This is a genomic window from Psychrobacter sp. 1Y6 (assembly GCF_052258385.2).
Lineage (GTDB): Bacteria > Pseudomonadota > Gammaproteobacteria > Pseudomonadales > Moraxellaceae > Psychrobacter.
The window spans coordinates 2606658-2630332 of sequence record NZ_JBQQEW020000001.1; the positions used below are offsets into that span (position 1 = coordinate 2606658).

The following is a 23675-nucleotide window of genomic DNA, read 5'->3' on the forward strand; positions in this document are numbered from 1 at the left end:
GGGTTTTGACCTGAATATATTGCATTTTTGGCATATTGATACATCAAATCAAATTTGCCTCTCTTTTATGAGAGTGGTTTTTACTAATGTGCTTTGTATATAGGCAGATTAGTAACTAGGAAATACCCTAGATTATTGCTAAGTGATAAAGGTAAGCTTGCGGCGGCAATGAAACGATTAGCCATACGCTCAACATCCTACTATTTCTTATTTTTTTATCGTTGATAAGGTTACGCTTTATTTATGAAAGCCAGTCAATTTTTATTTGCCACACTAAAAGAAACCCCAAGTGACGCCGACATCGCCTCAAGCCAATTGATGGTGCGTGCTGGTCTTATCCGCAAGATTGCTTCTGGATTATATATTTGGTTGCCTATGGGTCTGCGTGTCTTGCAAAAGGTCGAACGCATTGTTCGTGAAGAGATGCAAAACGTCGGTGCACAAGAAGTGCTTATGCCGATGACTCAGCCTGCTGAGCTTTGGCAGACGACCGGACGTTTTGATGATTATGGTCCTGAGCTACTGCGCTTCAAAGACCGTCATGATCGCGACTTTGTACTTGGTCCAACGCACGAAGAAGTCATCACCAATCTAGCACAAGGTGAGCTACGTAGTTATAAACAACTACCGATTACCTTCTTTCAGATTCAAGGTAAATTCCGTGACGAGATTCGTCCACGCTTCGGTGTGATGCGCGCACGTGAATTCACCATGAAAGATGCTTACTCTTTCCATGTGGATCAAGCCTCATTGGCCAAAACTTACCATGACATGTATGACGCTTATACACGCATCTTTACCCGCTTGGGCTTAGATTTCCGTGCGGTACAAGCAGATACAGGCTCTATCGGTGGCTTTGCCTCACATGAGTTCCATGTATTGGCAGATAGCGGCGAAGACGATATTGCGTTTTCGGACTCATCTGACTATGCAGCCAACGTAGAGCTAGCAGAATCTGTCAGCACCGCTGAGCGTCAACCACCAAAAATGGAGCGTGAAGACGTTCTAACCGAAAGCATGACCAGCTGCAAAATGGTTGCTGAACACTTGGACATCCCGTTAGAAACGACGGTTAAAACCTTGATCGTTCATGGTCATACTGAGAATGATGAACCACAACTGATTGCTATCGTGTTGCGCGGCGATCATCAGCTCAATACTATCAAGGCTGAGAAAATCGAAGAAGCTAACGTACCATTGACGTTAGCGTCTGACGAAGAGCTAAAAGCGGCAGGTCTGCACAAAGGCTATATCGGCGTTAATTTAGATATGCCTGTATTCGTTGATCGTTCAGCAGCTGCGTTGTCAGATTTTGTTTGCGGTGCCAATGAAGTGAACAAACATACTATCGGTATGAACTGGGCACGTGACACTCGCATTACTCGCATCGTTGATGTGCGCAATGTACAGGAAGGCGACCCGTCTCCTGATGGTAAAGGCAGCCTAAAAATCAAACGTGGTATCGAAGTCGGTCATATCTTCCAATTGGGTGATAAATACTCACAAGCGATGAACTGTACGGTTTCTGGCGAAGATGGCAAACCTGTTACCTTGATGATGGGCTGTTATGGTATTGGCGTTAGCCGTATCATTGCCGCTGCTATCGAGCAGAACAATGATGAAAACGGCATCATGTGGCCAAAAACACCAACGGTTGATGATTCGATCGCTCCTTTTGAAGTCGCTATCATCCCGATGAAGTCTAAAGAAGAGACGGTCATGCAGACGGCAACCGCCCTGTATGAAGAGTTAAAAGCTAAAGGCATCAACGTACTACTGGACGATCGTAACGAGCGCCCAGGCGTTAAGTTTGCTGATCTTGAGTTGATTGGTATACCGCATCGTATCGTCGTGTCTGATCGCAACTTGGCGGAAGACAAGTATGAATACGTCAATCGCCGTGAAGCTGAAAAACAAATGCTGAGCCGCGAAGAAGTCATGGCAAAAGTAAGCGGTAAATAGCTTTACGAGTAAAGACTATATAACAAAAAGCGCCTATCTCATCACGTGAGATAGGCGCTTTTTTATTGGCTTAAAAACTATTTAACATTGTATTTTTATGAACATCGTATTTTTAGCAAGAACTTACTGGCGGATCAAACGGCTTGGCTTAGGCAATAAACGTATATCACTGACACGGCATGGATTGATATCGATACCACCGCGGCGCGTATACCATGCCCGTACCATTAGCTCGCTTGGCTTATAGTATTGGCTTAAATCAGCAAATATCTGCTCGACACACTGCTCATGAAAACCATTGTGCTGACGGAAGCTCAGTATATAACGCAGCATATTTGCATTATTAAAAGGCTTATCAGTCGTTATCGAAACGGCCAACGTGCCCCAATCTGGTTGATTGGTCACTGGACAATTACTACGCAGTAGATTGGAATAAAAAGTATACGGCTGCGTACCATCACTTGCCACGCTTTCGTCGCTCGTCTCTACTTCGTTAGTACTCAGCAGTGACGCATCAGGATGTTCCGTTAACGCAACTTTATCCGTGTTGCCTGCCAATGCTTCATCAATACAAACACCCTCAGGCTGAGCAATCAATAACGCTGTTTCATGACCATTTATATCATCGTTTAAACCAAATAACGCTACCTGTACATCTGCTTGCAAGCAAGCTGACAAGTCTTTCGCAATCAACGCTTGTACGTCATTCCAACTGGCGAACTCGGTAAAGTTAATACTATTCAAATACAATTTAAGCGATTTTGATTCTACAATAAACGGTGAGCTGGCAGGAATGCTAAAGCGCGCAATCGCTACTTGCGAGATACCTTGCGGATTTAACCAAGATATCTCAAAAGCCTGCCACCAATCGACACCAACGGCTAACTTGTCGTCATGCCAACCGATCGCATCACGTCCCATGCTACGCGCAATCGGATATAGCGTCTCTGGGCTATACTCAGTTGGATAGTCTGTGGTTTGCTCACCCAAGATACCGTGAATACTCATCTGTCTTCCTAATGTTAAACCGTTTAAAATTTGCTCTAAATAATAATATGCTTAGCGAATAATATACACTACAAACGTACGCGCGAGCCGTTACTTAGCAAGCGATAAGCAATGGTATAAAATATCGCACAGAACACAAAAATAGCCGCCATCGAATACCAAACATTGACATCAGAGTAGCCAAGAATACCGTAACGGAATGAGTTGACCATATAGACGATAGGATTCAATAGCGAAACATTTTGCCAAAATGGCGATAAATTCTCCATCGAATAAAACACACCACCAAGATAGGTCAATGGCGTCAGTACAAAGCTTGGGATAATAGAGATATCATCAAACGAGCGTGCAAATACCGCATTGATAAAGCCGCCTAATGAAAATAAGATAGACGTGCCAAGTACCGTAAATACAGTCACAAATAAATGCTCGATACCAAGATCAGTAAAGAACAGCGCCACTATCGAGACAATCACGCCGATAGCCAGTCCACGGAAGATACCACCACTGATATAACCCATCAAAATAGCATGCTTGGATACTGGCGAGACCAAAAGCTCTTCGATACTGGACGTGAACTTGGCACTAAAAAAGCTTGAGACCACGTTAGAGTAACTGTTGGTAATGATCGACATCATGATCAAACCAGGCACGATAAACTGCATGTATGGCACGCCGCCCATCTCACCCACGCGCGAGCCAATCATCTTACCAAAGATGACAAAATACAAACTCATCGTGATAACTGGCGGTAACAACGTCTGCGGCCAGATACGTAAAATACGGCGCACTTCTTTGAACCAAATAGTACGAAACGCAATCCACTTCTTACTCAATGACATTGTTTTATTATGATCGACTAGTTCCTGACTCATAACCCCGCCTCCTTCATGCTATCTGCACTCTGAATGTTTTTGTCTACCAAGCGCATAAATAACTCTTCTAGTCGGTTGGCTTTATTGCGCATACTCGCCACACTGATACCTTTCTCAGATAGCTGATCAAAGACACCGTTTAGTGACTCACCTTCTGTCAAGGTAACTTCTAGCGTTTGCTCATCTGGTTGCGAGACCCCTGTAACTCCTGTCAGAGCCAACTGCTCAGTGAGCGGCGTATCCAAATCAAATACAAACGTCTCTACGGATAACTGCGCCAGTAGCTCTTTCATTTCCGTATTGATTCGAATCTCGCCGTGATCCAAGATCGCAATGCGTTTACACAATTGCTCAGCTTCTTCGAGATAATGAGTCGTCAGAATAATAGTGGTGTTTTCTTCGATATTAATCTGCTGCATGAATTCCCACATCGAGCGACGAAGCTCGATATCAACACCCGCCGTTGGCTCATCCAGAATCAATAGCTTTGGTTTATGAATCAAGGCACGGGCAATCATCAAACGGCGTTTCATACCACCAGATAGCTCACGTGATTTGCTGTCGCGTTTATCCCATAGTCCTAGCGCTGTTAATAGTCTCTTGGCGCGTGGTTTGGCTTCTTTTGCCGGAATACCAAAATAACCCGCTTGCGTAATCAGGATATCTTCGACTTTTTCGAACATATTAAAGTTAAATTCTTGCGGTACAACACCAAGGTATTGCTTGGCAATCGAAGGGTTCTCTAATAGATCTGTACCGAAAATATGGACGCTACCGGTGGTTGGCTTAAACAATGAGCTGATAATACCAATCATAGTAGATTTACCTGCGCCGTTTGGCCCCAGTAACGCAAAGAAACCACCTTGTGGTACCGTTAAATCAACCCCTTTTAATGCCGAAAACCCATTGTCATAGGTTTTGGATAGGTTTTTTATGGAGAGTGCTGGTGCATCAGACATGAAGACCTCTTTATTTGTTATCAATTTATATAAAATGCGATTTTAGAATAATAGGCCGTGTTGAACATTCGACTATCATTAGCATATAGGCAGAAGCCATATAAGAATGTTCAACACACTCTACTCTCTAAAGGTGACAATGTACGGTAATAAACGAACTAATCTCATAAAATGAGGCTACTCATGGCGAATTTCAACTGCCTTATATTCGAAGTACCATATTAATAATACTCATCATGAAAAAGCGCCTATCTCATCACTGAAATAGGCGCTTTATAGATATATATCGTAAAAGCTTGGAAGGTAATCAACAAAGATTAGCTTGCTTCTGCAACCATATAATCTACGGCGTTTTGAACTTCTTCATCAGGAATATCCGCGCCACCTTTTGCAGGCATCGCATTGAAACCATTGATAGCATGGGTATATAGCGTATCTTTACCTTTTGCAATACGTGGACCCCAAGCGCCAGCATCACCAAAGATAGGAGAGCCTAGCAAGCCTGCTGTATGACAAGTATGACATACAGCATTATATACCGCTTTACCGTCACGAGGACCGTCGCCAGCAGCTGGGCCAGATGAGCGTGCCGTTACATCACAAGCTTCACCATCTTCAAAACAGATATTGGCAACAGGCTGGATACGCGCAATCAGATTAGGATACAAAGCAATTAGCTTCTGTACTTGCGGCGTATCTTGTGGAATTGGCTCTTCATCAGCGGCAGGCGCTGCAGCGGCAGTTTCTTCACCTTCTGCTGGAGCGGCTTCGTCAGTGGACGCAGCACCATCTGTCGTATCTGCAGCAGCTTGGGTATCGTCACCTAGCGTTTCAGGAGCAGCTTCTACGACCTCTTGGCCTTCTGCTACGTCTGACGCAGTTACAGGAGTGTCTACAACATCTTCAGCTTGGCTCACCGCGATACTAGCGATTCCTAGAATGGCAGCTGCCGATAACATAACTACTTTTCTCATTCGTCACGTTCTCTTATTACGTATACAAGGACTAGCACGGCTCGGACATTCTGTCTGTCCTCCTTTGACGACCTCTAAGTCTTCAATAGCAGACAGCCATCCCGCGTGCCAGCGCACTTGCAATCGGTGATTATAAATATGAATTCTCCCCAACATTATAAGGGAAAAGGCAGGTAAATTGCCATGCTTGTTTAATGACTTGGCTGTTTTTTCTTAAAAAACCTCAATCGCGACTGTCATTTATTGGCTTTATGCTTTTTATTTGTTAGACTAAGCGGTCTTTATTTCTAGACACCTTATGCTAATTATCATGCGCATCTAAGCGTGACAGTCAGACATATCGTTATCATATGCGCTCGTAGCTCAGTTGGATAGAGTATCGGTCTCCGAAGCCGAGGGTCGTGGGTTCGATTCCCGCCGAGCGCACCAACTATAATGTTTACAATCTCGCTCTACCCTTCCCTTAGTACTATCTTAAACTACCTATACTCATCAAACCTACATGTCAAAATGTTTACGGTTTTTCTGTGCTTGTATATTTCTAGTGCTCTCATCTATATAGAACTTACTCTGCATCTTGTAAATTAACTGTTAGCTGAGCACGGCTAGGTATACGGTGATAATTAATCACTGGCACATCACCCAAACGGCGCTGACCCTCAGCAATTTTTTTATCAATCGTAATCATTGCAATTTTTTTATCTTGTTTGCTAATGAGCAAATGATTTACCTTACGTGTGACTCGATAATCAGAAAAATGCTGCTTTAATATCGCTGATGTTTTTTGCAGCGCATCATTCGGTGTTGCATTTTTTGATTTTATGCCGCTATGCTTTTCGCCTATTTTTGCACCGCGCGATTTTGCTACGAACCATAAAACTGCGATGACAGCGAACAATATGACAAGCCACCAAATTCCGTCTATCATAAGTAAAAATATCCATTATTAGCAAGGGTTGGCTCATGTTAGCAGAATTATCACCAGCGTTAATAGCAGAAGTAAAACTTGCAGCACAACTGCTGGCGTCGAAACAGCGTATTTGCGTTTTGACTGGGGCTGGTATTTCAGCAGAAAGCGGCATCCCAACGTTTCGAGATAAACAAACAGGACTGTGGGAGAACTATGGTGTCGAAGACTTGGCAACCCCTGAGGCGTTTACTCGTGATCCAAAGCTGGTGTGGTCATGGTATCAGTGGCGTCGGCAAATGGTCGTAGATAAAGTGCCAAATCCAGCCCATCATGCGTTGGCTCAGTGGCAGTATCATGCGCAAACCTCCGATCAGCAGGTGACACTCATCACCCAAAATGTCGATGATTTGCATGAGCAAGCTGGTAGCGCGGTGACTCACCTGCATGGTCATCTGTGGCGTAACCGCTGTGGTCAGTGTGAGATACCTTATCAAGATCAATCGAGAGCGTCATACGATAATCAAAGCACCATGAGCTTTGATAAAACACTGCTTATCTGCCCGCATTGCGACGGTTACATCAGACCGGATATTGTTTGGTTTGGCGAAGCTCTACCTGTACAGGCCTGGCAGGCTGCCGAAGATGCTGCGGCTAATTGCGAAGTATTTATCAGTATCGGCACCTCAAGCTTGGTTTATCCTGCTGCTGGATTGGCACAATTAGCCAAACAAAATGGCGCGCAAGTTATTGAGATAAACCCTGACCCAACGCCAAATACTATCGTCGATATCACATTAGCAAAAAAGGCTGGAATCGTTTTGCCACTGCTTATAGCAGAGATTACTACTTTATAAACGTTGCTACTACTTATAGATATTACTGAATAATAGACAATAAAAAAGGCTTAACGATTTATATAAACCGTTAATCCTTTGCTACTAAAAACAAGCTCGTTGTAGCTTATTTCAATGCAAGATCAACTCTCGCCAAGTAAGCTTCTTTTAACTCATCACTGATAAATGCCGATTTAAACGAGTTTTTGACCAACGTGATAACATCGTCTTCCGTAATCGGTAAATTCTCATATAGATTGATAAAGTTTTGATTCACATACCCTTTGAAATACGCAGGGTCGTCTGAGTTAACGCTAATATTCAGACCATAGTCTAAAAGCTCTTTGATATTGTGCTCTTTATAAGTCTCAAAGACTTTTAGCTCGATATTTGAATTCGGGCAAACCGTCAGTGGCATTTGCTCATCTTTGAGTCTTTGCATCAACTCTGGGCTTTTTATAGACTGCACACCATGATCGATTCTATTAATATTCAATAAGTCTAACGCTTCGTAGATATATGAAAAGTCCGCTTCTTCGCCTGCATGAGCAACCAACTTAAAGCCTTCTTCTTTGGCTTTTTGGAAGACTTCTTTGAATTTCGATGGCGGGTTACCCAATTCTGATGAATCAAGGCCAACACCGATAATGTCATCTTTATAATTCAGCGCTTGCTCTAACGTCTCAAGCGCTTCTTCTTGCGATAAATGACGCAAGAAACACATGATGATACATGACGTGATACCGTATTTTGCTTTGGCATCTGCAAGCGCTTCTTTGATACCTGTGATGACCGCTTCAAAAGGTACGCCGCGTTCGGTATGCGTCTGCGGATCAAAGAATATCTCTGTGTGGATAACATTGTCTTCGACACATCTAAGAATATATTCCCATGTCAAATCATAAAAATCATCTTTGGTGAGCAGGACGTTGGCACCCGCATAGTAAATATCTAAAAAACTTTGCAGATTGTTAAAATTATAGGCGGCGCGCACGTCTTCTACGCTGTCATAAGGTATCTCCACATTGTTCTTCTTGGCCAATCTAAACATCAGCTCAGGCTCTAGCGAACCTTCAATATGTAGATGAAGTTCGGCTTTTGGTAGTTTCTTTATTAATTCAATCATAGTATTCCAATAATGGTGTTATCGAGACGAACCCTAGTGAATGTTGCACAGTAGGATAATCAAACCATACATATATGAGGCGGTATCTGTCCCAGAATAGTCATTTTAACACTAAAAGCGTATCGCCTAAAACAAAACCCTTTGACCGTATAGATAAGCTACTTATAAAAGCAACCTTCTTAATACAACCGTATAAGGCGCAAACTACTTTAAAAATACCACTGTATCAGACAGCTCATTGCCTTCTGGATCGTGCTCTAAATGATAATACTGACGTAATACCTGCCCCACTTCATCCAGCAGTTCAGCCAAGCTCTCTTCTGTCTTTTGGGTAGCAATACCAGATACCGCCTTGTCGCACATTGCATTCCATACTGTTGGACTAACGTGAGCGCTGATACCTCGGTCTGCGACAATCTCTAGTTTGCGCTCGCATACATTGACGTAGATTAAGACGCCCGTATTTTCTTCAGTATCCCAGACGCGATATTCGCTAAACAAGTCAATCGCACGCTCACGGCAGTTCATGCGATAAGCTTCTTGGATAGGCAGATGGTTTTCTACAATTAAGAACACCTCACCACGATGCCCACGCTCGGCTCGTGTCACAGCATCTGTTAAACGCGCCTTGGATTCTGTTGTTAGCCACTTACTATGTAATAAAGGGACGAACAAAACTTGACGCCACCAGCGGGCAAAACTGGGGTTTGAAGCGTTGTCTTCTACCATTATATTATTTCCTCAAGTACGTCATTTCGATGGTTATGTAGAGTTTATTTTGTTTGCGTATGTGGAGTACTTACCACGAGCCACCTGCGCCGCCGCCGCCGAAACCACCGCCGCCACCGCCAAAGCCGCCGCCTCCGAAACCACCACCGCCAAAGCCGCCTCCACTGCCGCCGCCCATACCGGGTAAGAAAATTATGCCGCCTCTGCGCCCACCTTTACCGCCGCCGCCTTTTCCACCGCCACCACCGCGTGAAATCAAAAACATCCAGATAAATATTGCCATAATCAGTGTCATGAAGAAGCCGCCGCCTAAGGCCATCGAACCTGCAAAAAACCCGCCAGCGGTAATAATAGAACCAAATACTCGGCCCAATATATTAGTAATAAAGCTACCAAAAATCATCGCCATGATAAATAAGAAAATAGGTGATGGCAGCTCGTCTGAGCTTTGCTGGGCAGTACGTTCTGCAGCTTGTGCATCAGCACGGGCTAAGACTTCAGGATCAGCAGTTAGGCGTGCTTTGAGCGATTCAACGCCAGCGATTATCCCTGCACCATAGTTATTTTGCTTAAATAACGGCGTGATATCTTCTCGAATGACACGGTTAACCGCTGCATCTGGTAATACGCCTTCTAGTCCATAACCCGTTAGGATGTACATATCACGGTCATTGACAGCGACGACAATCAGCAGACCATCATCGATAGCTTCATCACCCAACTCCCACTTCTCAGCAACTTGCAAGGCATAATCAAATATTGGTACGCCATTGGTAGTTGGTACGATAACCACCGCTGCTTGTGCTAATCCCTGCTGATAGATACTTCGAAGCTGAGCCTCTAGACGTAGCTTTTCTTGAGGATTTAGAATATTGGCCTGATCAACGACTGGTTCATTGAGTATCAACTTATCAGCGTCAACGCTCTCGGCACTTGAGCGTACAGGTGGCTGAGCGGTTGTTTGAGTATTGACAGTACCATTTGCTGTGCTTTGGTTATCTGCGTTTTGAGTGATAGCGTCGTTGCCTAGCACAGCTTCATTGATGGCATCATTATTTAATACAGCATCATTGATTGCTTCGTTAGACTCGCCTGCTTTAGCAACGGCCACCAACTCTTCGACACTACGGTTTTGCAGATCCGAGGTGCTATCTGTCGCCACCGCTGTATCATTGGGTTCAGCGTGCAATGCAGGCACGCTGACGACACCTAACGTAAACAGTAATGCTGATAAGATTGCTTTTGAATTATTCATCTAATCTATACCACCTCAGATAACATCTTTACCAATTGATAGACTCTAACTAATCATTGTCAAACCATTAGCTAAATAAACAGAGCTGCCTATGCCGCTCTGTCGTCACGTTCATTCTAGATTTTATTCAGCTGACTTTTCTGCAGAGTCGCCAAAATCAACACTTGGTGCGGTTGAAATCGCTTCTTCATTGGCCACACTAAAGTTGGGCTTAGTGTCCATCCCAAATACTTTTGCAGTGATGTTTGTTGGGAACTGACGTACCGTTGTATTGTATCCCTGCACTTCTTGAATATAGCGGTTACGAGCCACAGCAATACGGTTCTCAGTGCCTTCTAACTGTGCCTGCAAATCCTGAAACAGTGCATCTGATTTTAAATCAGGATAACGCTCAGACACTGCCATCAAACGTGACAATGCACCTGTCATCTGCTCTTGCGCTGCTGCATAACGCTCCATCGCTTCTGGATCATTAAGCACTTCTGGCGTTACCGTGATACCGCCCGCACGTGAGCGAGCTTCTGCCACTTGGGTGAAGACTTCTTGCTCTTGCTCGGCATATTGCTGTACGACTTTGACTAAGTTTGGCACCAAATCAGAACGGCGCTGATACTGGTTAACCACTTCTGACCATGAAGCAGTGACCTGCTCATCTTGTGCTTGCAGGTTATTATAGCCACAGCCGCTTAGACCAACTGTAGAAGTTGTCAATAAAGCGGCTAGCAACATCGGCTTCATAATAGATTTACGCGTCATTGTTGATTCTCCTAATAATGATAAATAACAAATATCCAGTACCACGTTTTTAATATTTTTAAGTTTTCTTGGTATTCATACGGCAGTCATACGCTCTATATATTGTATATCTGCGCATCACTCTATCAGCATGATATCAAAAGAAGTTGTCATAATGATGGCGTTATACACGGCTTTTTACAATTGGTCGTTACCAAAACACAACCGCATAGCGTTAACGATAACGCGTTTTTATCATGATAGATATAGAGCAAAAATCTAGCAGTCTAGCGCTATCAGAATAAATGTTATGTAAATACAAACAATTATTTATATATAATCCAAATCTTGCTAATGTATCAGCCAAATAAAATACGAATATATCTACCGTCTATAAAGAAATTTCTAGTAATTAGTACAAAAATATGGCAAATTGCAGTTACGTAGCCGTACGGTTTGAATACATTTGGTAGTGGACTTATAGTTTGATTAGTATTAGCGATTTGTTAATTTCTTAATAAAAACATCAATTAACTGTCAAATTATCGCTAAATACTGTCAATTCGCCATACCAGTCATGCGTTCATTCAAGACAGCTCATAGTAAGTTGAATACCATCATGGTGATGGATATTTAATTATATAACCGCCTGTTTTATCCGCCGGTCAACTTATGACTCATCTGATATCTAACATGATGATAGAAGACCGCAGTAGTTGAGGTTGTAGAATAATAGTAAACGCAGCTGATATTAATATTATCAGTGATAAGCGCTATGCAAATAGTCCGTATTACTGATGAGATACGCGGGTAAATACAGACAACTACAGTCCATTCTTGGTGGCCAAGCACATGAGACTTAGACAATAAATAAGTCGATGCAGAGACTTTAACTGCTTAACTTAAATAAGTAAGTTAACCAGTTAGTTTACTCCTAGCAAACAGTGCCACCTTGAGACAGTACTAGGAACATAAATATGGAAGGTTTAGTTAACTTAGTAAATGGAATTATCTGGAGCCCAGCGCTGATTTATCTCTGCTTGGGTGCCGGTCTGTTCTATTCCATTATGACGCGCTTTGTACAAGTACGTCTATTCGGTGAGATGATCAAACTCCTATTCACTGGTAAATCTAGTGCACAGGGTATCTCATCATTTCAGGCACTTGCCGTCTCACTCGCCGGTCGTGTGGGTATGGGTAACATCGCTGGGGTAGCTGCTGCTATCGGCTTCGGTGGCCCAGGTGCCGTATTCTGGATGTGGATCGTAGCCTTCCTAGGCGCATCTACAGCCTATGTCGAATCTACTCTTGCTCAGATTTATAAAGAAAAAGATGTGGTAACTGGCGAATATCGCGGTGGCCCAGCTTATTACTTTGAACGTGCCCTTGGTCAAAAGTGGTACGGTATCCTCTTCGCAATCGCTTCTATTTTATCATGTGGTATGTTCTTACCTGGTGTACAGGCGAACGGTGTTATCAGTGCATTTGCACAGGTAATGGGCGAAGGTACGATCATGAACGTTGCAGGCCTAGAAGTTGGCTCTATGCGTTTGGTCGGCTTGGCTATCATCTTAGTCGTGCTAGGTATCATCATCTTCGGTGGTATTAAGCGTATTGCAACCTTTACTGAGTTTGCAGTACCTTTCATGGCATTAGGATATATTGCCCTAGCGCTAATCATCATGTTCAGCAACTTCAGCTTGATTCCAGATGTATTTGGTATGATTGTTGGTGATGCATTCACTGCACAAGCAGGTTTTGGTGCTGCGATCGGTTGGGGTGTGAAACGTGGTATTTACTCTAACGAAGCTGGTCAGGGTACAGGTCCTCACGCTGCTGCTGCTGCTGAAGTTGAGCATCCATCACAGCAGGGGCTAGTTCAGGCATTCTCAGTATATGTTGATACATTACTAGTATGTTCTGCTACTGCTTTCATGATCTTGTCTACTGGTATGTACAACATTCAAGGTACGCTACCAGATGGTCAGTTCATCGTACAGAACGTTGCTGCTACTACTGAAATCAATGCTCCTGCGTTCACGCAAATGGCAATGGAATCTGTATACGGTACGTTTGGTAATGCCTTTATCGCAATCGCTGTATTCTTCTTTGCCTTTACCACAATTCTGGCTTACTACTACATTGCTGAAGTCAACGTGGCTTACTTAACACGCTTCCTCGGTCGTAGTGCGAACAGAACTGGTCTATTCCTAGTGAAAGTTCTTATCATGGCGATGGTTGCTTATGGTGGTCTAAACTCAGCTGGTTATATCTGGGCAATCGGTGATATCGGTGTTGGTCTTATGGCTTGGCTTAACATTGTTGGTATTCTTGTCATCTTCATCGTGGCTCGTCCAACTCTTACTATGCTTAAAGACTATGAAGCTCAGCGCAAAGCTGGCGTAACTCGCTATAGCTTTGACCCTGCTAAATTCGGTATCAAAAACGCACCGTATTGGGAAGAGCGTCATCTAGCGCAGCAAAAAAGCATGAACGCTGACCCATTACGTAAAGATAAAGTGTAAGTTGATTTAATAAGATTGCTATTTAATCTTATTGAATAAATAAAAAGCCCGAGACCATGTTCTCGGGCTTTTTTGTTTGGATGTTTTTCTACATTGCTACAGAATAGCTTACCAAAAAAATATTAAAATCCACGTTCATACGAGCTGATTCAATACCTTAAAATTACCTTTCTAACTTTTAAAATTAACTTGTATTTGACACAACATATAACTGTCATTTTGCATTTTGCCTGCCTTTGTATAGAGCTTACTTTGATATTTTATAACCTTATTTTTATTAGGTGGTCGTACCAGTATAGGTAAACCATAGTTCCCCTATTCTTAATCTATAGATGTAAAAAAGCCTAGCACGATGGCTAGGCTTTCTTTAAATAACTTGTAGATTATGAATCTACGCGTTAATAGATAGCTTATTCAGGCATTAATACTGCATCGATAGTGTGGACCACACCATTGGTTGCCATGATATCTGTACCAGTGATATTTGCTGTATTACCAGTAGCATCAGTAATTACGTTATCTTCACTGATAGTGATAGTCTTACCGTTCGCTGTTTCAATCTCAGTACCATACGGGATATCAGCTGCTTTAACTTCCATTGCTAACACATGATAAGGAAGGACAGTTTTTAACAAGTCTGTATTGGCCAATAACTCTTCTTTAGTTACGCCTAGTTTTTCTAATACTGGCGCAAACGCATCATCAGTTGGGGCAAATACAGTATGCTTGGTTTCTTCCATTAGCATAGTATCAAGACCAGCAGCCTGTAGCGCAGCGGTTAAGATAGTTAAGTTTTCGTTTTCTGCTGCGATTTCAGCAATAGTTTGAGTCGCTTCCATATCCATTTCGGCCATTGGCTCTGCTTCAACAGCTTCTGTCTCAGCAACTGGCTCAACTGCCATCTCTTCAGTGGCTTCTGGTTCAGTTGGCTCTGCAACAGTTTCAGTATCGTTACACGCTGCTAGTGACATGGCTGCGGTTACAACTGCGATAGATAACAAGTTCTTCTTTAACATAGGTAATTCCTTTTTGGATAAATAATTGATTAAGGGATTTATTTAAATTAATAACTTTCGATAAATATAATGGCGACCAATGATTGATAAATGTATCAATTACTTAGTCATATTATTTAGGCCGTTATATTGATAGTTCTCAGTCTAACTGTTTAATTTTTAAATGGTATTTACTTAAGTAGCAACACTGTATCAATCACGTATATAGCATTGTTTGCTTGTATATCAGTTATTGCGATGTTTGAGACAAAATGCTGTTGATTAACTACTTTTAGATGTCTGTTTTAAAATTTAAACCTAAACAGAAACTTATATAGATAAAGCTCTAAAGTCTAAAACAGCCGTTGTCTGATAATGAAATCATCACAAACAATGGCTGCTTAGTCTTACAATAAATACAGTGGGTATGCCTCAGTTAATACTTATTTAGGCAACAATACTCTATCAATTACATGGACGACACCATTGTTGGCAGCGATATCAGTCTTCACGATATTCGTTGTGCGACCATTCTCATCCATCAATTTGCCTTCTTTGGTTACCATCAACGTATCTTTGCTAGCGGTCATTACGTTGCCAGGCTTCACGTCTTTGGCATACATAGCCATATCACCAGCGACTACGTGATAACCCAATACTTTGGTCAATAGTGGCTTATTGGCAAATAACTGTGCTTTGGTCATACCAGTTTCTTGCAATGCTTGCATAAAGGCAGCATTGGTTGGTGCAAATACCGTATAGTGAGCGTTAGGATCAGACAACATATCGACTAGACCTGCTGCTTGTACCGCTTCTACCAATACTGAGAAATCAGGATTGCTTTGCGCAATTTGTACAACATTCATCTTAGCCATACTCTGACTGTGCATTGGTGCTTTCATATCACCCGTCTTTGCTGGCATCATATTATTACAAGCACTTAGACCTGCAATTGAGATAGCCAATGTACCGATGGTGGCAATTTTAGTAAGTTTCATAACATTTTCCTTAATGATTTGAATTTCTTTGATTGGTATTGTTTCAACTATGATATTACTGTCTTACAGATCATCCTGCCTGCTAATGCCATTTGCTCACCGTATTGCACTGCTAATACCGATACTTTTGATACAAGTTACTGCTAATAAATGAGCCTGTATTTATAAGTAGGACTTACTAAGACCTTGTATTTCTGAAATTAAATTAACATGTAAGCAATCTTTATCAACCTGCCTTTGCGCAATTTTTTGTGGTATGGATGTAAATTCTGTCTGACTTCTGGGCGTTCTCGTTGGCTTTCATTTGCAAAAGAAAAGCTTTATGTAACCCCCTAGCGAAATGATATTCATTTGTGCGTATCTGCTTTATGAAATAGACTCTAATACCTTGCTTTGTTACTTAGCTCTCCTCTTATTTATCTATTGCCAAAGAGGAATATACAGTATCCCTATGTAGCAAACTTTTCATGCTAAAATAATGCAAATTTGCGGTCCTCTTCGTGAGACTCTGCACGCTACTGGTTTGTTATTCCTTCTTTTTTTAATAATTACGATATAAGCAGCACACCTATGATTCCAACGACGACCTCACCAACTGATTCTCATACCGATACCGCTTCTAGTTCCTCATCCGCTAATGACTTTATATTAACGCCGCCTGCTGTGTTTCCATTTAAAGAGCAGCAGCTAACCGCACGTGCACGTATTACTGAGCAGATGGCATCACGCATTTTGATGTTAGACGGTGCGATGGGTACGCAGATTCAGACCTATAAACTAGAAGAAGCGGATTATCGTGGTGAGCGTTTTGCTGATATCGACCAAGATGTACGCGGCAACAACGATCTACTGGTACTGACTCAGCCGCACATGATTAAAGACATTCATCACGATCATCTGCTAGCTGGCGCTGATATCATCGAGACCAATACCTTTAACGGTACGCGTCTGTCGATGGCTGACTATGACATGCAGTATCTAGTGCCAGAACTAAATAGGACAGCGGCCAAGATTGCTCGAGAAGCTGCGGATGAATTTACCGCAAAAACACCTGAGAAACCGCGCTTCGTTGCGGGCGTCGTGGGTCCGACCTCACGTACGTGCTCGCTATCGCCTGATGTCAATGATCCTGCATTTCGTAATATTACCTTTGATGAGTTGGTACTCAACTACCGTGAAGCGACCTTATGCCTGATAGAAGGCGGCGTCGATATCATCTTGATTGAGACAATCTTTGATACGCTAAATGCCAAAGCCGCTATATTTGCGATCACTGGTGTGTTTGACGATATTGGCTTTGAATTGCCAATCATGATTTCAGGTACGATTACCGACGCGTCAGGTCGCACGCTATCGGGTCAAACGGCTGAAGCGTTTTATAACTCGATCCGCCATGCCAAGCCATTATCTGTTGGCTTTAACTGTGCGCTAGGTGCTGATGCGCTGCGTCCACATATTCAGACATTGTCAAACATCGCTGATACCTTTGTCTCTGCGCATCCAAACGCTGGTCTGCCCAATGAGTTTGGTGAGTATGACGAAACTGCTGAAGAAACGGCTGCCTTACTTGAAGGTTTTGCCAAAGCAGGTATCTTAAACATCGTCGGCGGCTGCTGTGGTACAACGCCTGAGCATATCCGTCAAATTGCTAAAGTCGTGGCAAACTATCCGCCGCGTGTCATTCCTGAGATAGCACCTGCCTGCCGACTATCAGGTCTAGAACCATTTACCATCAATTCTGATAGCTTGTTTGTCAATGTCGGTGAGCGTACCAACGTCACAGGTTCCAAAAAATTCCTACGTTTGATTAAAACCGAAGCCTATACCGAAGCACTCGATGTCGCTCGCGATCAGGTCGAAGGCGGCGCGCAGATCGTCGATATCAATATGGACGAAGGCATGCTCGACTCCAAGCAGGCGATGATTCATTTCGTCAACTTGGTCTCAGGCGAACCAGATATCAGCCGTGTCCCACTGATGATTGACTCGTCTAAATGGGACATTATCGAAGAAGGCCTTAAACGTACGCAAGGCAAGTCGGTCGTCAACTCTATCTCATTAAAAGAAGGTCACGCTGAGTTCGTTGAACGTGCCAAATTATGCATGCGTTATGGTGCTGCGATTATCGTTATGGCATTCGATGAAGACGGACAGGCTGACACTTACGAGCGCAAGATTGAAATATCTAAGCGCAGCTATGATGTATTGGTCAACGAAGTGGGTTTCCCATCAGAAGACATTATCTTCGACCCCAATATCTTTGCCGTTGCCACAGGTATCACCGAGCACAACAACTATGGCGCTGACTTTATCAATGCCACACGCTGGATTACGGAAAACCTACCAAATGCCATGGTCTCAGGTGGCGTATCCAACGTCTCGTTTAGTTTCCGTGGTAATCCAATCCGTGAAGCGATCAACTCCGTATTCTTATACCACGCGATCAAAAACGGCCTGACCATGGGTATCGTCAACCCAGCCATGCTTGAGCTGTACGATGATATTCCAAAGGAAGCCCGTGATGCTATCGAAGACGTCATGCTCAACCGCAATCAAGGTGAGACTGGTCAAGATGCGACTGAACGCCTAATGACGGTTGCTGAAAACTACCAAGATGGCGGCAAGAAAAAAGACAGTACCGTCGATATGAGCTGGCGCGAAGGTACGGTAGAAGAACGTATCGCCCACGCACTGGTCAAAGGCGTGACCACCTTTATCGAAGCGGATACCAAAGAAGCTTGGGAGAAGTATCCTAAACCGCTAGAAGTCATCGAAGGCCCATTGATGGACGGTATGAATATCGTCGGTGACCTATTCGGTGCAGGTAAAATGTTCCTCCCGCAAGTCGTAAAATCTGCACGCGTGATGAAGCAATCTGTCGCATGGCTAAACCCATATATCGAAGCGGAAAAAGTCGAAGGCGAAGTCAAAGGTAAAATCCTAATGGCAACCGTCAAAGGCGATGTGCATGATATCGGCAAAAACATCGTCGGCGTGGTGCTTGGTTGTAACGGCTATGACATTGTCGATCTGGGTGTGATGGTGCCATGTGAAAAAATCCTCGATACTGCCATCGCAGAAAAAGTCGATATCATCGGTCTGTCTGGTCTGATTACTCCAAGTCTCGATGAGATGGTCTATGTCGCCAAGCAAATGCAAGAGCGCGGCATGACACTACCATTGATGATCGGCGGTGCAACGACGTCGAAAGCGCATACTGCCGTCAAGGTCGAGCCGCAATATCAAAATGATGGCGTCATCTATGTATCGGATGCTTCGCGCTCAGTCGGCGTGGTGACAAAACTGCTGTCGAAAGAGCACCGTCAGGCGCTCATCGATGAGACCCGTGAAGAGTATGTCAAAGTGCGTGAGCGTCTGGCCAAGCGTCAACCAAAAGCCGCCAAAGTCACCTATGCTGAATCGGTCAAGATTGGCTTTCAGTACGACTGGGAAACTTATGTACCACCAGTGCCAAATAAGCTAGGACAAGTGATATTGGATGACTATCCGATCAGCAATCTGCTGCCTTATATTGACTGGACACCGTTCTTTATCTCTTGGGGTCTGACTGGTAAATACCCAAAGATATTGCAAGATGATGTGGTTGGTGAAGCGGCTCGCGATTTGTTTGAAAATGCAGAAGAGCTACTACAAAAGATGATTGATGAGAAATCAATCGTAGCTAAAGGGGTGTTTAAACTGATGCCCGCGCGCCGTACTGGGGCCGACACCGTGACTGTGTATGATAATGACCCACAAAATGGTGGCAGCCCAACGTATCAGTTCGAACACTTACGTCAGCAAAGCGACAAAGCTAGTGGCAAGCCGAACTTTAGCTTGGCAGACTTTATCTCGCCATCAGAGACGCATACCGATCACTTGGGCGGTTTTACTGTCTCTATCGTCGGCACAGAAGCACTTGCTGAGCAATATAAAGCAGCAGGCGATGACTATAATGCCATCATGGTACAGGCACTGTCTGACCGCTTAGCCGAAGCGTTTGCCGAGCATCTACATGAGCTAATTCGTAAAGAATATTGGGGCTATCAGCCGACCGAGTCACTCACCAATGATGAGATGATTAAAGAGAAATACGTCGGTATCCGCCCTGCACCTGGTTACCCTGCTTGTCCTGAGCATACCGAAAAAGGCAAATTGTTTGACTGGCTCGGTACGGTCGAGGCAATCGGGACGACCTTGACTGAAAGCTATGCGATGTGGCCTGCGTCATCGGTCAGCGGATTCTATTACTCACATCCTGATAGTGAGTACTTTAACGTCGGCAAAATAAGCCGTGACCAGTTAGAGAGTTATGCGGAGCGTAAAGGCTGGGATATGAAAACGGCTGAGAAGTGGTTAAATCCGAATTTGTAGTGGATTGACTAATCAAGTTATAAAAACCTAACAGTTCTTTTTTGGCTTACTTATTTAATATAAGTAAGCCATTTTTTATGGCAGTCTATTTTGCCCACCATCAGCAAACTTATCGCTACGTTCATAGCAAAATACTTTTATCATTTACTGACAAGAACCATGCTAGATTATTGTCTACTTTATTATTTTGAGACAGGCTATGAATCAAATTGCACTACTTTCTAGTTAGATTGGCAAAACTTTCGCAATTTGGGCATTGGTCAGTGCTGTTTTGGGATTTATTTTTCCTGAATTTTTTGCCTCGTTGGCTTTTTTAATCGTTCCCATACTTGGCATCATTATGTTTGGGATGGGCATGACGCTCAAAACCGAAGATTTCCTAGAGATTGTCAAACGCCCAAAACCTGTACTAGTAGGCCTATTGGCGCAGTTCACGCTAATGCCTTTGATCGCTTACCTATTAACGGTCATCTTTAACCTTGATCCTTTAATAGCAGTCGGTGTTATTTTGGTTGGTTGTTGCCCTGGTGGTACTTCTAGTAACGTGATTACGTTCTTAGCCAAAGGTGATGTAGCTTTGAGTGTGTCGATTACCTCTATCTCTACCCTACTGGCACCTTTTTTGACCCCGATTCTATTAAATGTGTTTGCTGGTCAGCTGATCGACATCGACCTAGCCAGTATGATGATGACCATTACAAAAATCGTAATCTTGCCCATATTACTGGGTGTTATCTTCCATAGGTTTTTAGGTAAAAAAATCGAGTTCGTCACTGAGGTATTACCGATGGTGTCGGTATTGGGTATTTCTATTATCATCGCGGCAGTGGTTGCCGTGTCTAAAGCAACCATCTTAGATAGTGGTGCTATCGTCTTTATCGTCGTTGCCTTGCACAATATGACGGGTTATACCTTGGGATATGTAATCGCTCGCTTGTCTGGATTTACGGAGAAACAACGCCGCGCGATTATGGTGGAAGTGGGTATGCAAAACTCTGGTCTAGGCGCTGCCCTTGCAGCGACTTATTTCAACCCTGTCGCGGCCTTACCTAGTGCAATATTTAGTGTGTGGCATAACTTTAGTGGAGCGCTGGTTGCGAATATTTTTGCTAAGAGAGATGCTAGGTAAGGATTTTATTGCTTGTGTCTTGGTTATAAGTGCTCTAATGTCGGTAAAGTAAGCCGTGATCGGTTGAAGAGTCATACTGAGCGTAAAGACTGAAATATGAAAATTGCTGCGAAGTAACTAAATTCGGATTTGTAGGAAGAAGTAATAATGAGAAGATCAATTTTTAGATTCTTTGCTGGTGTTTTTGCACTAACTTTAATAGTCACTATCCTTGTTTTTGATGAGTTGTCTTATGTCGGCGTCAAAATACAATATTTTCTATTTACTATAATGGCTATTAGCTTACCAATTAGTCTTCTTTTTTATAAAAAAAACTCTGGATACTTGGGGTTTGATGAAGAGTAAAAATTGAAATAAATCAGCCGTATCAGGCTTAATCTTATCGGATATCTTTGATGAATAGAATTATTTCGCCACCTAAGTCAGATTGGGATAAATTACGTCAACCTCTAGAAGTAGGTGAGCGTCAATTCATTGAATATCTAGACGCAAATCTTCATAAAGATTGGGAGATTTATATACAGCCTCACTTGAATGGACTGTGCCCCGATGTCGTTATTTTAAATCCAACTGTAGGCATTGGAGTTTTTGAGGTTAAAAACTGGAATCTCAAATCTATGAAATATCTTCTTAAAGAAGATAAATATGGGATGAAACAGTTACAAGCTATAAATACTTCAGGTATAAAATTTCAATATTGCCCAAATCCGGTAGACAAATTACTCCAATACAAAAAAGAGATCATAAATTTATACTCATTTGGCTTAAATTTCCAAAAATATGGCTCGTTGGTTGTCAATGTTGGTTTAGTTCTTCCATCATCTACTAAAGAAGAAGCTGAAAAACTATTCTTACCAATATTTAAAAGTAGAAACCAAAAAGTTTTCAATTTGATCGATGAAGGTGCTGAAAATTATAATAACTGTATCATTACTAAAGAAGACTTATCGGAAAATATAAAGTTTGTATTACCATCAGGAATTACGAGATTTAGCTCACAGTTCATGAATAAAATTATAGCTAATCAACTTAGGATATGGTTAATAGAACCAGAGTCGAATATAGAGCAAAGGACTCCAATCAACTATAATACTAAACAGCTAGATTATGTTCACAGTAGAACTAAGTCAGGCTATAGAAGAATACGAGGTTCTGCAGGCTCAGGAAAGTCTGTTGTATTAGTTGGACGAGCAGTAAAGCTTATGGAAGAAGGAAAAAGAGTTCTTGTCGTTAACTTTAATATTACTATGCTGAATTACTTACAAGATTTAGCTGTCAGAATTAACCCTCAAGCTAGAAGAAAAATTACGTGGCTAAATTTTCATAACTTGGGTGGTCGTTTATGTGGCGATGCTGGTTTAAACCAAGAAATGGCAAAACTTTTTGAGGAATCTACAGGTTTTCCCGATAACGACCAGTATTGTTTATTAGTGAATGAAGCAATAAATCGATTCAGTGATGACTATAAAGATCATGAATATGATGCAATCTTGGTAGATGAAGGTCAAGACTTCTCATTAGAATGGTGGAATATTTTAAGAAGATTACTGACTGATAATGGTGAGATGTTATTAGTAGCGGACAGTACTCAAGATATATATGAGCAGGCGACTTTGTGGACTGATGAATCGATGCAAGGAGCAGGGTTTAGGGGTGAATGGGTGGAACTAGAAGGCACATACCGATTACCTAATGAACTTATACCATTAGTAGTCAATTTTTCAGACACCTTCTTACCTAAGGAGATGGTAAACACTCCCATTAAAACACAGATGGAAATAAGTTTTAATAAGACATATTTGGGTTGGGAACAGGTCAACTCATTAAGCTCAAATATTATAGAAAATATTATTTTAAGTATTAGGAATTTCTTAATTGATAAACAAGAACTAAGCATGAATGATATATCTATTCTTGTACAAGATAAATCATTAGGGAAAGATGTATGTGGTGTCTTAGATAAGATAGGTATAAGGCATATCAATATATTTAGTTTTAATAAAGATAGTGAAACTTCTGTTAAAGAAGAAAGAGCTAGAAAAATGGCGTTTTATAAAGGCGATACACGTATAAAAGTCTGTACTATCCATAGCTTTAAAGGATGGGAGTCTAAAGCTATATTGCTTTTCCTAAACAAAGCAGAAGAAGTTCACGACTACTCTCTAATTTATACTGGACTTACTAGACTAAAATCTACAGAATCCAGTCTTATAAAAGTTGTATGTTCAATTCCAAGTTTGGCTAATTACAGCAAAATATGGCCTAATGATTTCTAAAATAGAAATCTA

17 protein-coding genes and 1 tRNA gene are annotated in these 23675 nt (G+C 42.4%); 7 read left to right on the plus strand and 11 right to left on the minus strand.

All coding sequences use genetic code 11. The features are described 5' to 3' along the window. Nucleotides 1-243 precede the first annotated feature (243 nt). The gene (locus tag ACTXGF_RS24630) at nt 244-1962 is read left to right on the plus strand and encodes a proline--tRNA ligase (protein ID WP_397476409.1); all 1719 of its coding nucleotides are present in this window, start codon (nt 244-246) and stop codon (nt 1960-1962) included. 123 nt (nt 1963-2085) lie between these two features. Here the strand turns inward: ACTXGF_RS24630 and queF are convergent, their stop codons facing one another. From queF to ACTXGF_RS24650, 4 genes are all read right to left on the minus strand, one after another. Beyond that, a complete protein-coding gene (gene queF / locus ACTXGF_RS24635; RefSeq protein ID WP_443535410.1) occupies nt 2086-2970 on the minus strand; it encodes an NADPH-dependent 7-cyano-7-deazaguanine reductase QueF in 885 nt (294 codons plus the stop codon). 68 nt (nt 2971-3038) lie between these two features. After that, nucleotides 3039-3812, minus strand: coding sequence for an ABC transporter permease (locus tag ACTXGF_RS24640; protein WP_319051792.1), 774 nt, complete (start codon nt 3810-3812; stop codon nt 3039-3041). Between the two features lie 29 nt (nt 3813-3841). Continuing rightward, the gene (locus tag ACTXGF_RS24645; protein ID WP_057758608.1) at nt 3842-4804 is read right to left on the minus strand and encodes an ABC transporter ATP-binding protein; all 963 of its coding nucleotides are present in this window, start codon (nt 4802-4804) and stop codon (nt 3842-3844) included. 317 nt (nt 4805-5121) lie between these two features. Beyond that, on the minus strand, nt 5122-5778 hold the full coding sequence (locus ACTXGF_RS24650; protein WP_057758606.1) for a c-type cytochrome: 657 nt from the start codon (nt 5776-5778) through the stop codon (nt 5122-5124). 352 nt (nt 5779-6130) lie between these two features. On the opposite strand from ACTXGF_RS24650, the gene ACTXGF_RS24655 reads away from it, so the two are divergent. Continuing rightward, nucleotides 6131-6207, plus strand: a tRNA-Arg gene (locus ACTXGF_RS24655). 136 nt (nt 6208-6343) lie between these two features. Here ACTXGF_RS24655 and ACTXGF_RS24660 read toward each other — a convergent pair. Beyond that, a complete protein-coding gene (locus ACTXGF_RS24660) occupies nt 6344-6706 on the minus strand; it encodes a hypothetical protein (RefSeq protein ID WP_443535408.1) in 363 nt (120 codons plus the stop codon). Nucleotides 6707-6741: 35 nt separating this feature from the next. Between ACTXGF_RS24660 and ACTXGF_RS24665 the strand changes: the two genes are divergently transcribed. After that, complete coding sequence (locus ACTXGF_RS24665) at nt 6742-7542, plus strand: SIR2 family NAD-dependent protein deacylase (protein ID WP_443535407.1); 801 nt, start codon at nt 6742-6744, stop codon at nt 7540-7542. Between the two features lie 106 nt (nt 7543-7648). On the opposite strand, the gene ACTXGF_RS24670 is transcribed toward ACTXGF_RS24665, so the two are convergent. From ACTXGF_RS24670 to ACTXGF_RS24685, 4 genes are all read right to left on the minus strand, one after another. Continuing rightward, complete coding sequence (locus ACTXGF_RS24670) at nt 7649-8647, minus strand: adenosine deaminase (protein ID WP_443535406.1); 999 nt, start codon at nt 8645-8647, stop codon at nt 7649-7651. 204 nt (nt 8648-8851) lie between these two features. Next, the gene (locus tag ACTXGF_RS24675; protein ID WP_114701711.1) at nt 8852-9376 is read right to left on the minus strand and encodes a TPM domain-containing protein; all 525 of its coding nucleotides are present in this window, start codon (nt 9374-9376) and stop codon (nt 8852-8854) included. A gap of 70 nt (nt 9377-9446) precedes the next feature. Continuing rightward, entirely contained in the window at nt 9447-10631 is a 1185-nt protein-coding gene (locus tag ACTXGF_RS24680) for a TPM domain-containing protein (protein WP_443535404.1), read from the minus strand. A 123-nt stretch (nt 10632-10754) separates the two neighbouring features. Then, on the minus strand, nt 10755-11387 hold the full coding sequence (locus tag ACTXGF_RS24685; RefSeq protein ID WP_101204949.1) for a LemA family protein: 633 nt from the start codon (nt 11385-11387) through the stop codon (nt 10755-10757). A 956-nt stretch (nt 11388-12343) separates the two neighbouring features. On the opposite strand from ACTXGF_RS24685, the gene ACTXGF_RS24690 reads away from it, so the two are divergent. Continuing rightward, nucleotides 12344-13891, plus strand: a complete 1548-nt coding sequence (locus ACTXGF_RS24690) for an alanine/glycine:cation symporter family protein (protein WP_201569401.1) — start codon at nt 12344-12346, stop codon at nt 13889-13891. A gap of 410 nt (nt 13892-14301) precedes the next feature. On the opposite strand, the gene ACTXGF_RS24695 is transcribed toward ACTXGF_RS24690, so the two are convergent. Then, nucleotides 14302-14907 (minus strand): fasciclin domain-containing protein, encoded by a 606-nt coding sequence (locus ACTXGF_RS24695; RefSeq protein WP_057758535.1) that lies wholly within the window; start codon nt 14905-14907, stop codon nt 14302-14304. A gap of 422 nt (nt 14908-15329) precedes the next feature. Beyond that, nucleotides 15330-15884, minus strand: a complete 555-nt coding sequence (locus tag ACTXGF_RS24700; protein ID WP_057758533.1) for a fasciclin domain-containing protein — start codon at nt 15882-15884, stop codon at nt 15330-15332. Between the two features lie 570 nt (nt 15885-16454). Here ACTXGF_RS24700 and metH point away from each other — a divergent pair. The 3 genes from metH (at nt 16455) to ACTXGF_RS24715 (ending at nt 23663) form a co-directional block, all read left to right on the plus strand. Next, nucleotides 16455-20258, plus strand: coding sequence for a methionine synthase (gene metH / locus ACTXGF_RS24705; RefSeq protein ID WP_443535401.1), 3804 nt, complete (start codon nt 16455-16457; stop codon nt 20256-20258). A gap of 229 nt (nt 20259-20487) precedes the next feature. Then, nucleotides 20488-21387 carry a bile acid:sodium symporter family protein gene (locus tag ACTXGF_RS24710; RefSeq protein ID WP_443535458.1) on the plus strand — a complete coding sequence of 300 codons (900 nt, stop codon included), beginning with the start codon at nt 20488-20490 and terminating at the stop codon, nt 21385-21387. A gap of 395 nt (nt 21388-21782) precedes the next feature. Next, nucleotides 21783-23663: a nuclease-related domain-containing DEAD/DEAH box helicase gene (locus tag ACTXGF_RS24715; protein WP_443535399.1), complete on the plus strand. Its 1881-nt coding sequence runs from the start codon at nt 21783-21785 to the stop codon at nt 23661-23663. Nucleotides 23664-23675 lie beyond the last annotated feature (12 nt).

Excerpts from the sequence above, each read along its gene's own strand:
- ACTXGF_RS24680 (WP_443535404.1), bottom strand. The coding sequence starts at position 10,631 with ATGAATAATTCAAAAGCAATCTTATCAGCATTACTGTTTACGTTAGGT.
- ACTXGF_RS24690 (WP_201569401.1), top strand. The coding sequence starts at position 12,344 with ATGGAAGGTTTAGTTAACTTAGTAAATGGAATTATCTGGAGCCCAGCG.
- ACTXGF_RS24660 (WP_443535408.1), bottom strand. The coding sequence starts at position 6,706 with ATGATAGACGGAATTTGGTGGCTTGTCATATTGTTCGCTGTCATCGCA.
- ACTXGF_RS24640 (WP_319051792.1), bottom strand. The coding sequence starts at position 3,812 with ATGTCATTGAGTAAGAAGTGGATTGCGTTTCGTACTATTTGGTTCAAA.
- ACTXGF_RS24700 (WP_057758533.1), bottom strand. The coding sequence starts at position 15,884 with ATGAAACTTACTAAAATTGCCACCATCGGTACATTGGCTATCTCAATT.
- ACTXGF_RS24685 (WP_101204949.1), bottom strand. The coding sequence starts at position 11,387 with ATGACGCGTAAATCTATTATGAAGCCGATGTTGCTAGCCGCTTTATTG.
- ACTXGF_RS24665 (WP_443535407.1), top strand. The coding sequence starts at position 6,742 with ATGTTAGCAGAATTATCACCAGCGTTAATAGCAGAAGTAAAACTTGCA.
- ACTXGF_RS24675 (WP_114701711.1), bottom strand. The coding sequence starts at position 9,376 with ATGGTAGAAGACAACGCTTCAAACCCCAGTTTTGCCCGCTGGTGGCGT.
- ACTXGF_RS24650 (WP_057758606.1), bottom strand. The coding sequence starts at position 5,778 with ATGAGAAAAGTAGTTATGTTATCGGCAGCTGCCATTCTAGGAATCGCT.
- ACTXGF_RS24630 (WP_397476409.1), top strand. The coding sequence starts at position 244 with ATGAAAGCCAGTCAATTTTTATTTGCCACACTAAAAGAAACCCCAAGT.
- ACTXGF_RS24645 (WP_057758608.1), bottom strand. The coding sequence starts at position 4,804 with ATGTCTGATGCACCAGCACTCTCCATAAAAAACCTATCCAAAACCTAT.
- ACTXGF_RS24670 (WP_443535406.1), bottom strand. The coding sequence starts at position 8,647 with ATGATTGAATTAATAAAGAAACTACCAAAAGCCGAACTTCATCTACAT.
- queF (WP_443535410.1), bottom strand. The coding sequence starts at position 2,970 with ATGAGTATTCACGGTATCTTGGGTGAGCAAACCACAGACTATCCAACT.
- ACTXGF_RS24715 (WP_443535399.1), top strand. The coding sequence starts at position 21,783 with ATGAATAGAATTATTTCGCCACCTAAGTCAGATTGGGATAAATTACGT.
- ACTXGF_RS24695 (WP_057758535.1), bottom strand. The coding sequence starts at position 14,907 with ATGTTAAAGAAGAACTTGTTATCTATCGCAGTTGTAACCGCAGCCATG.
- metH (WP_443535401.1), top strand. The coding sequence starts at position 16,455 with ATGATTCCAACGACGACCTCACCAACTGATTCTCATACCGATACCGCT.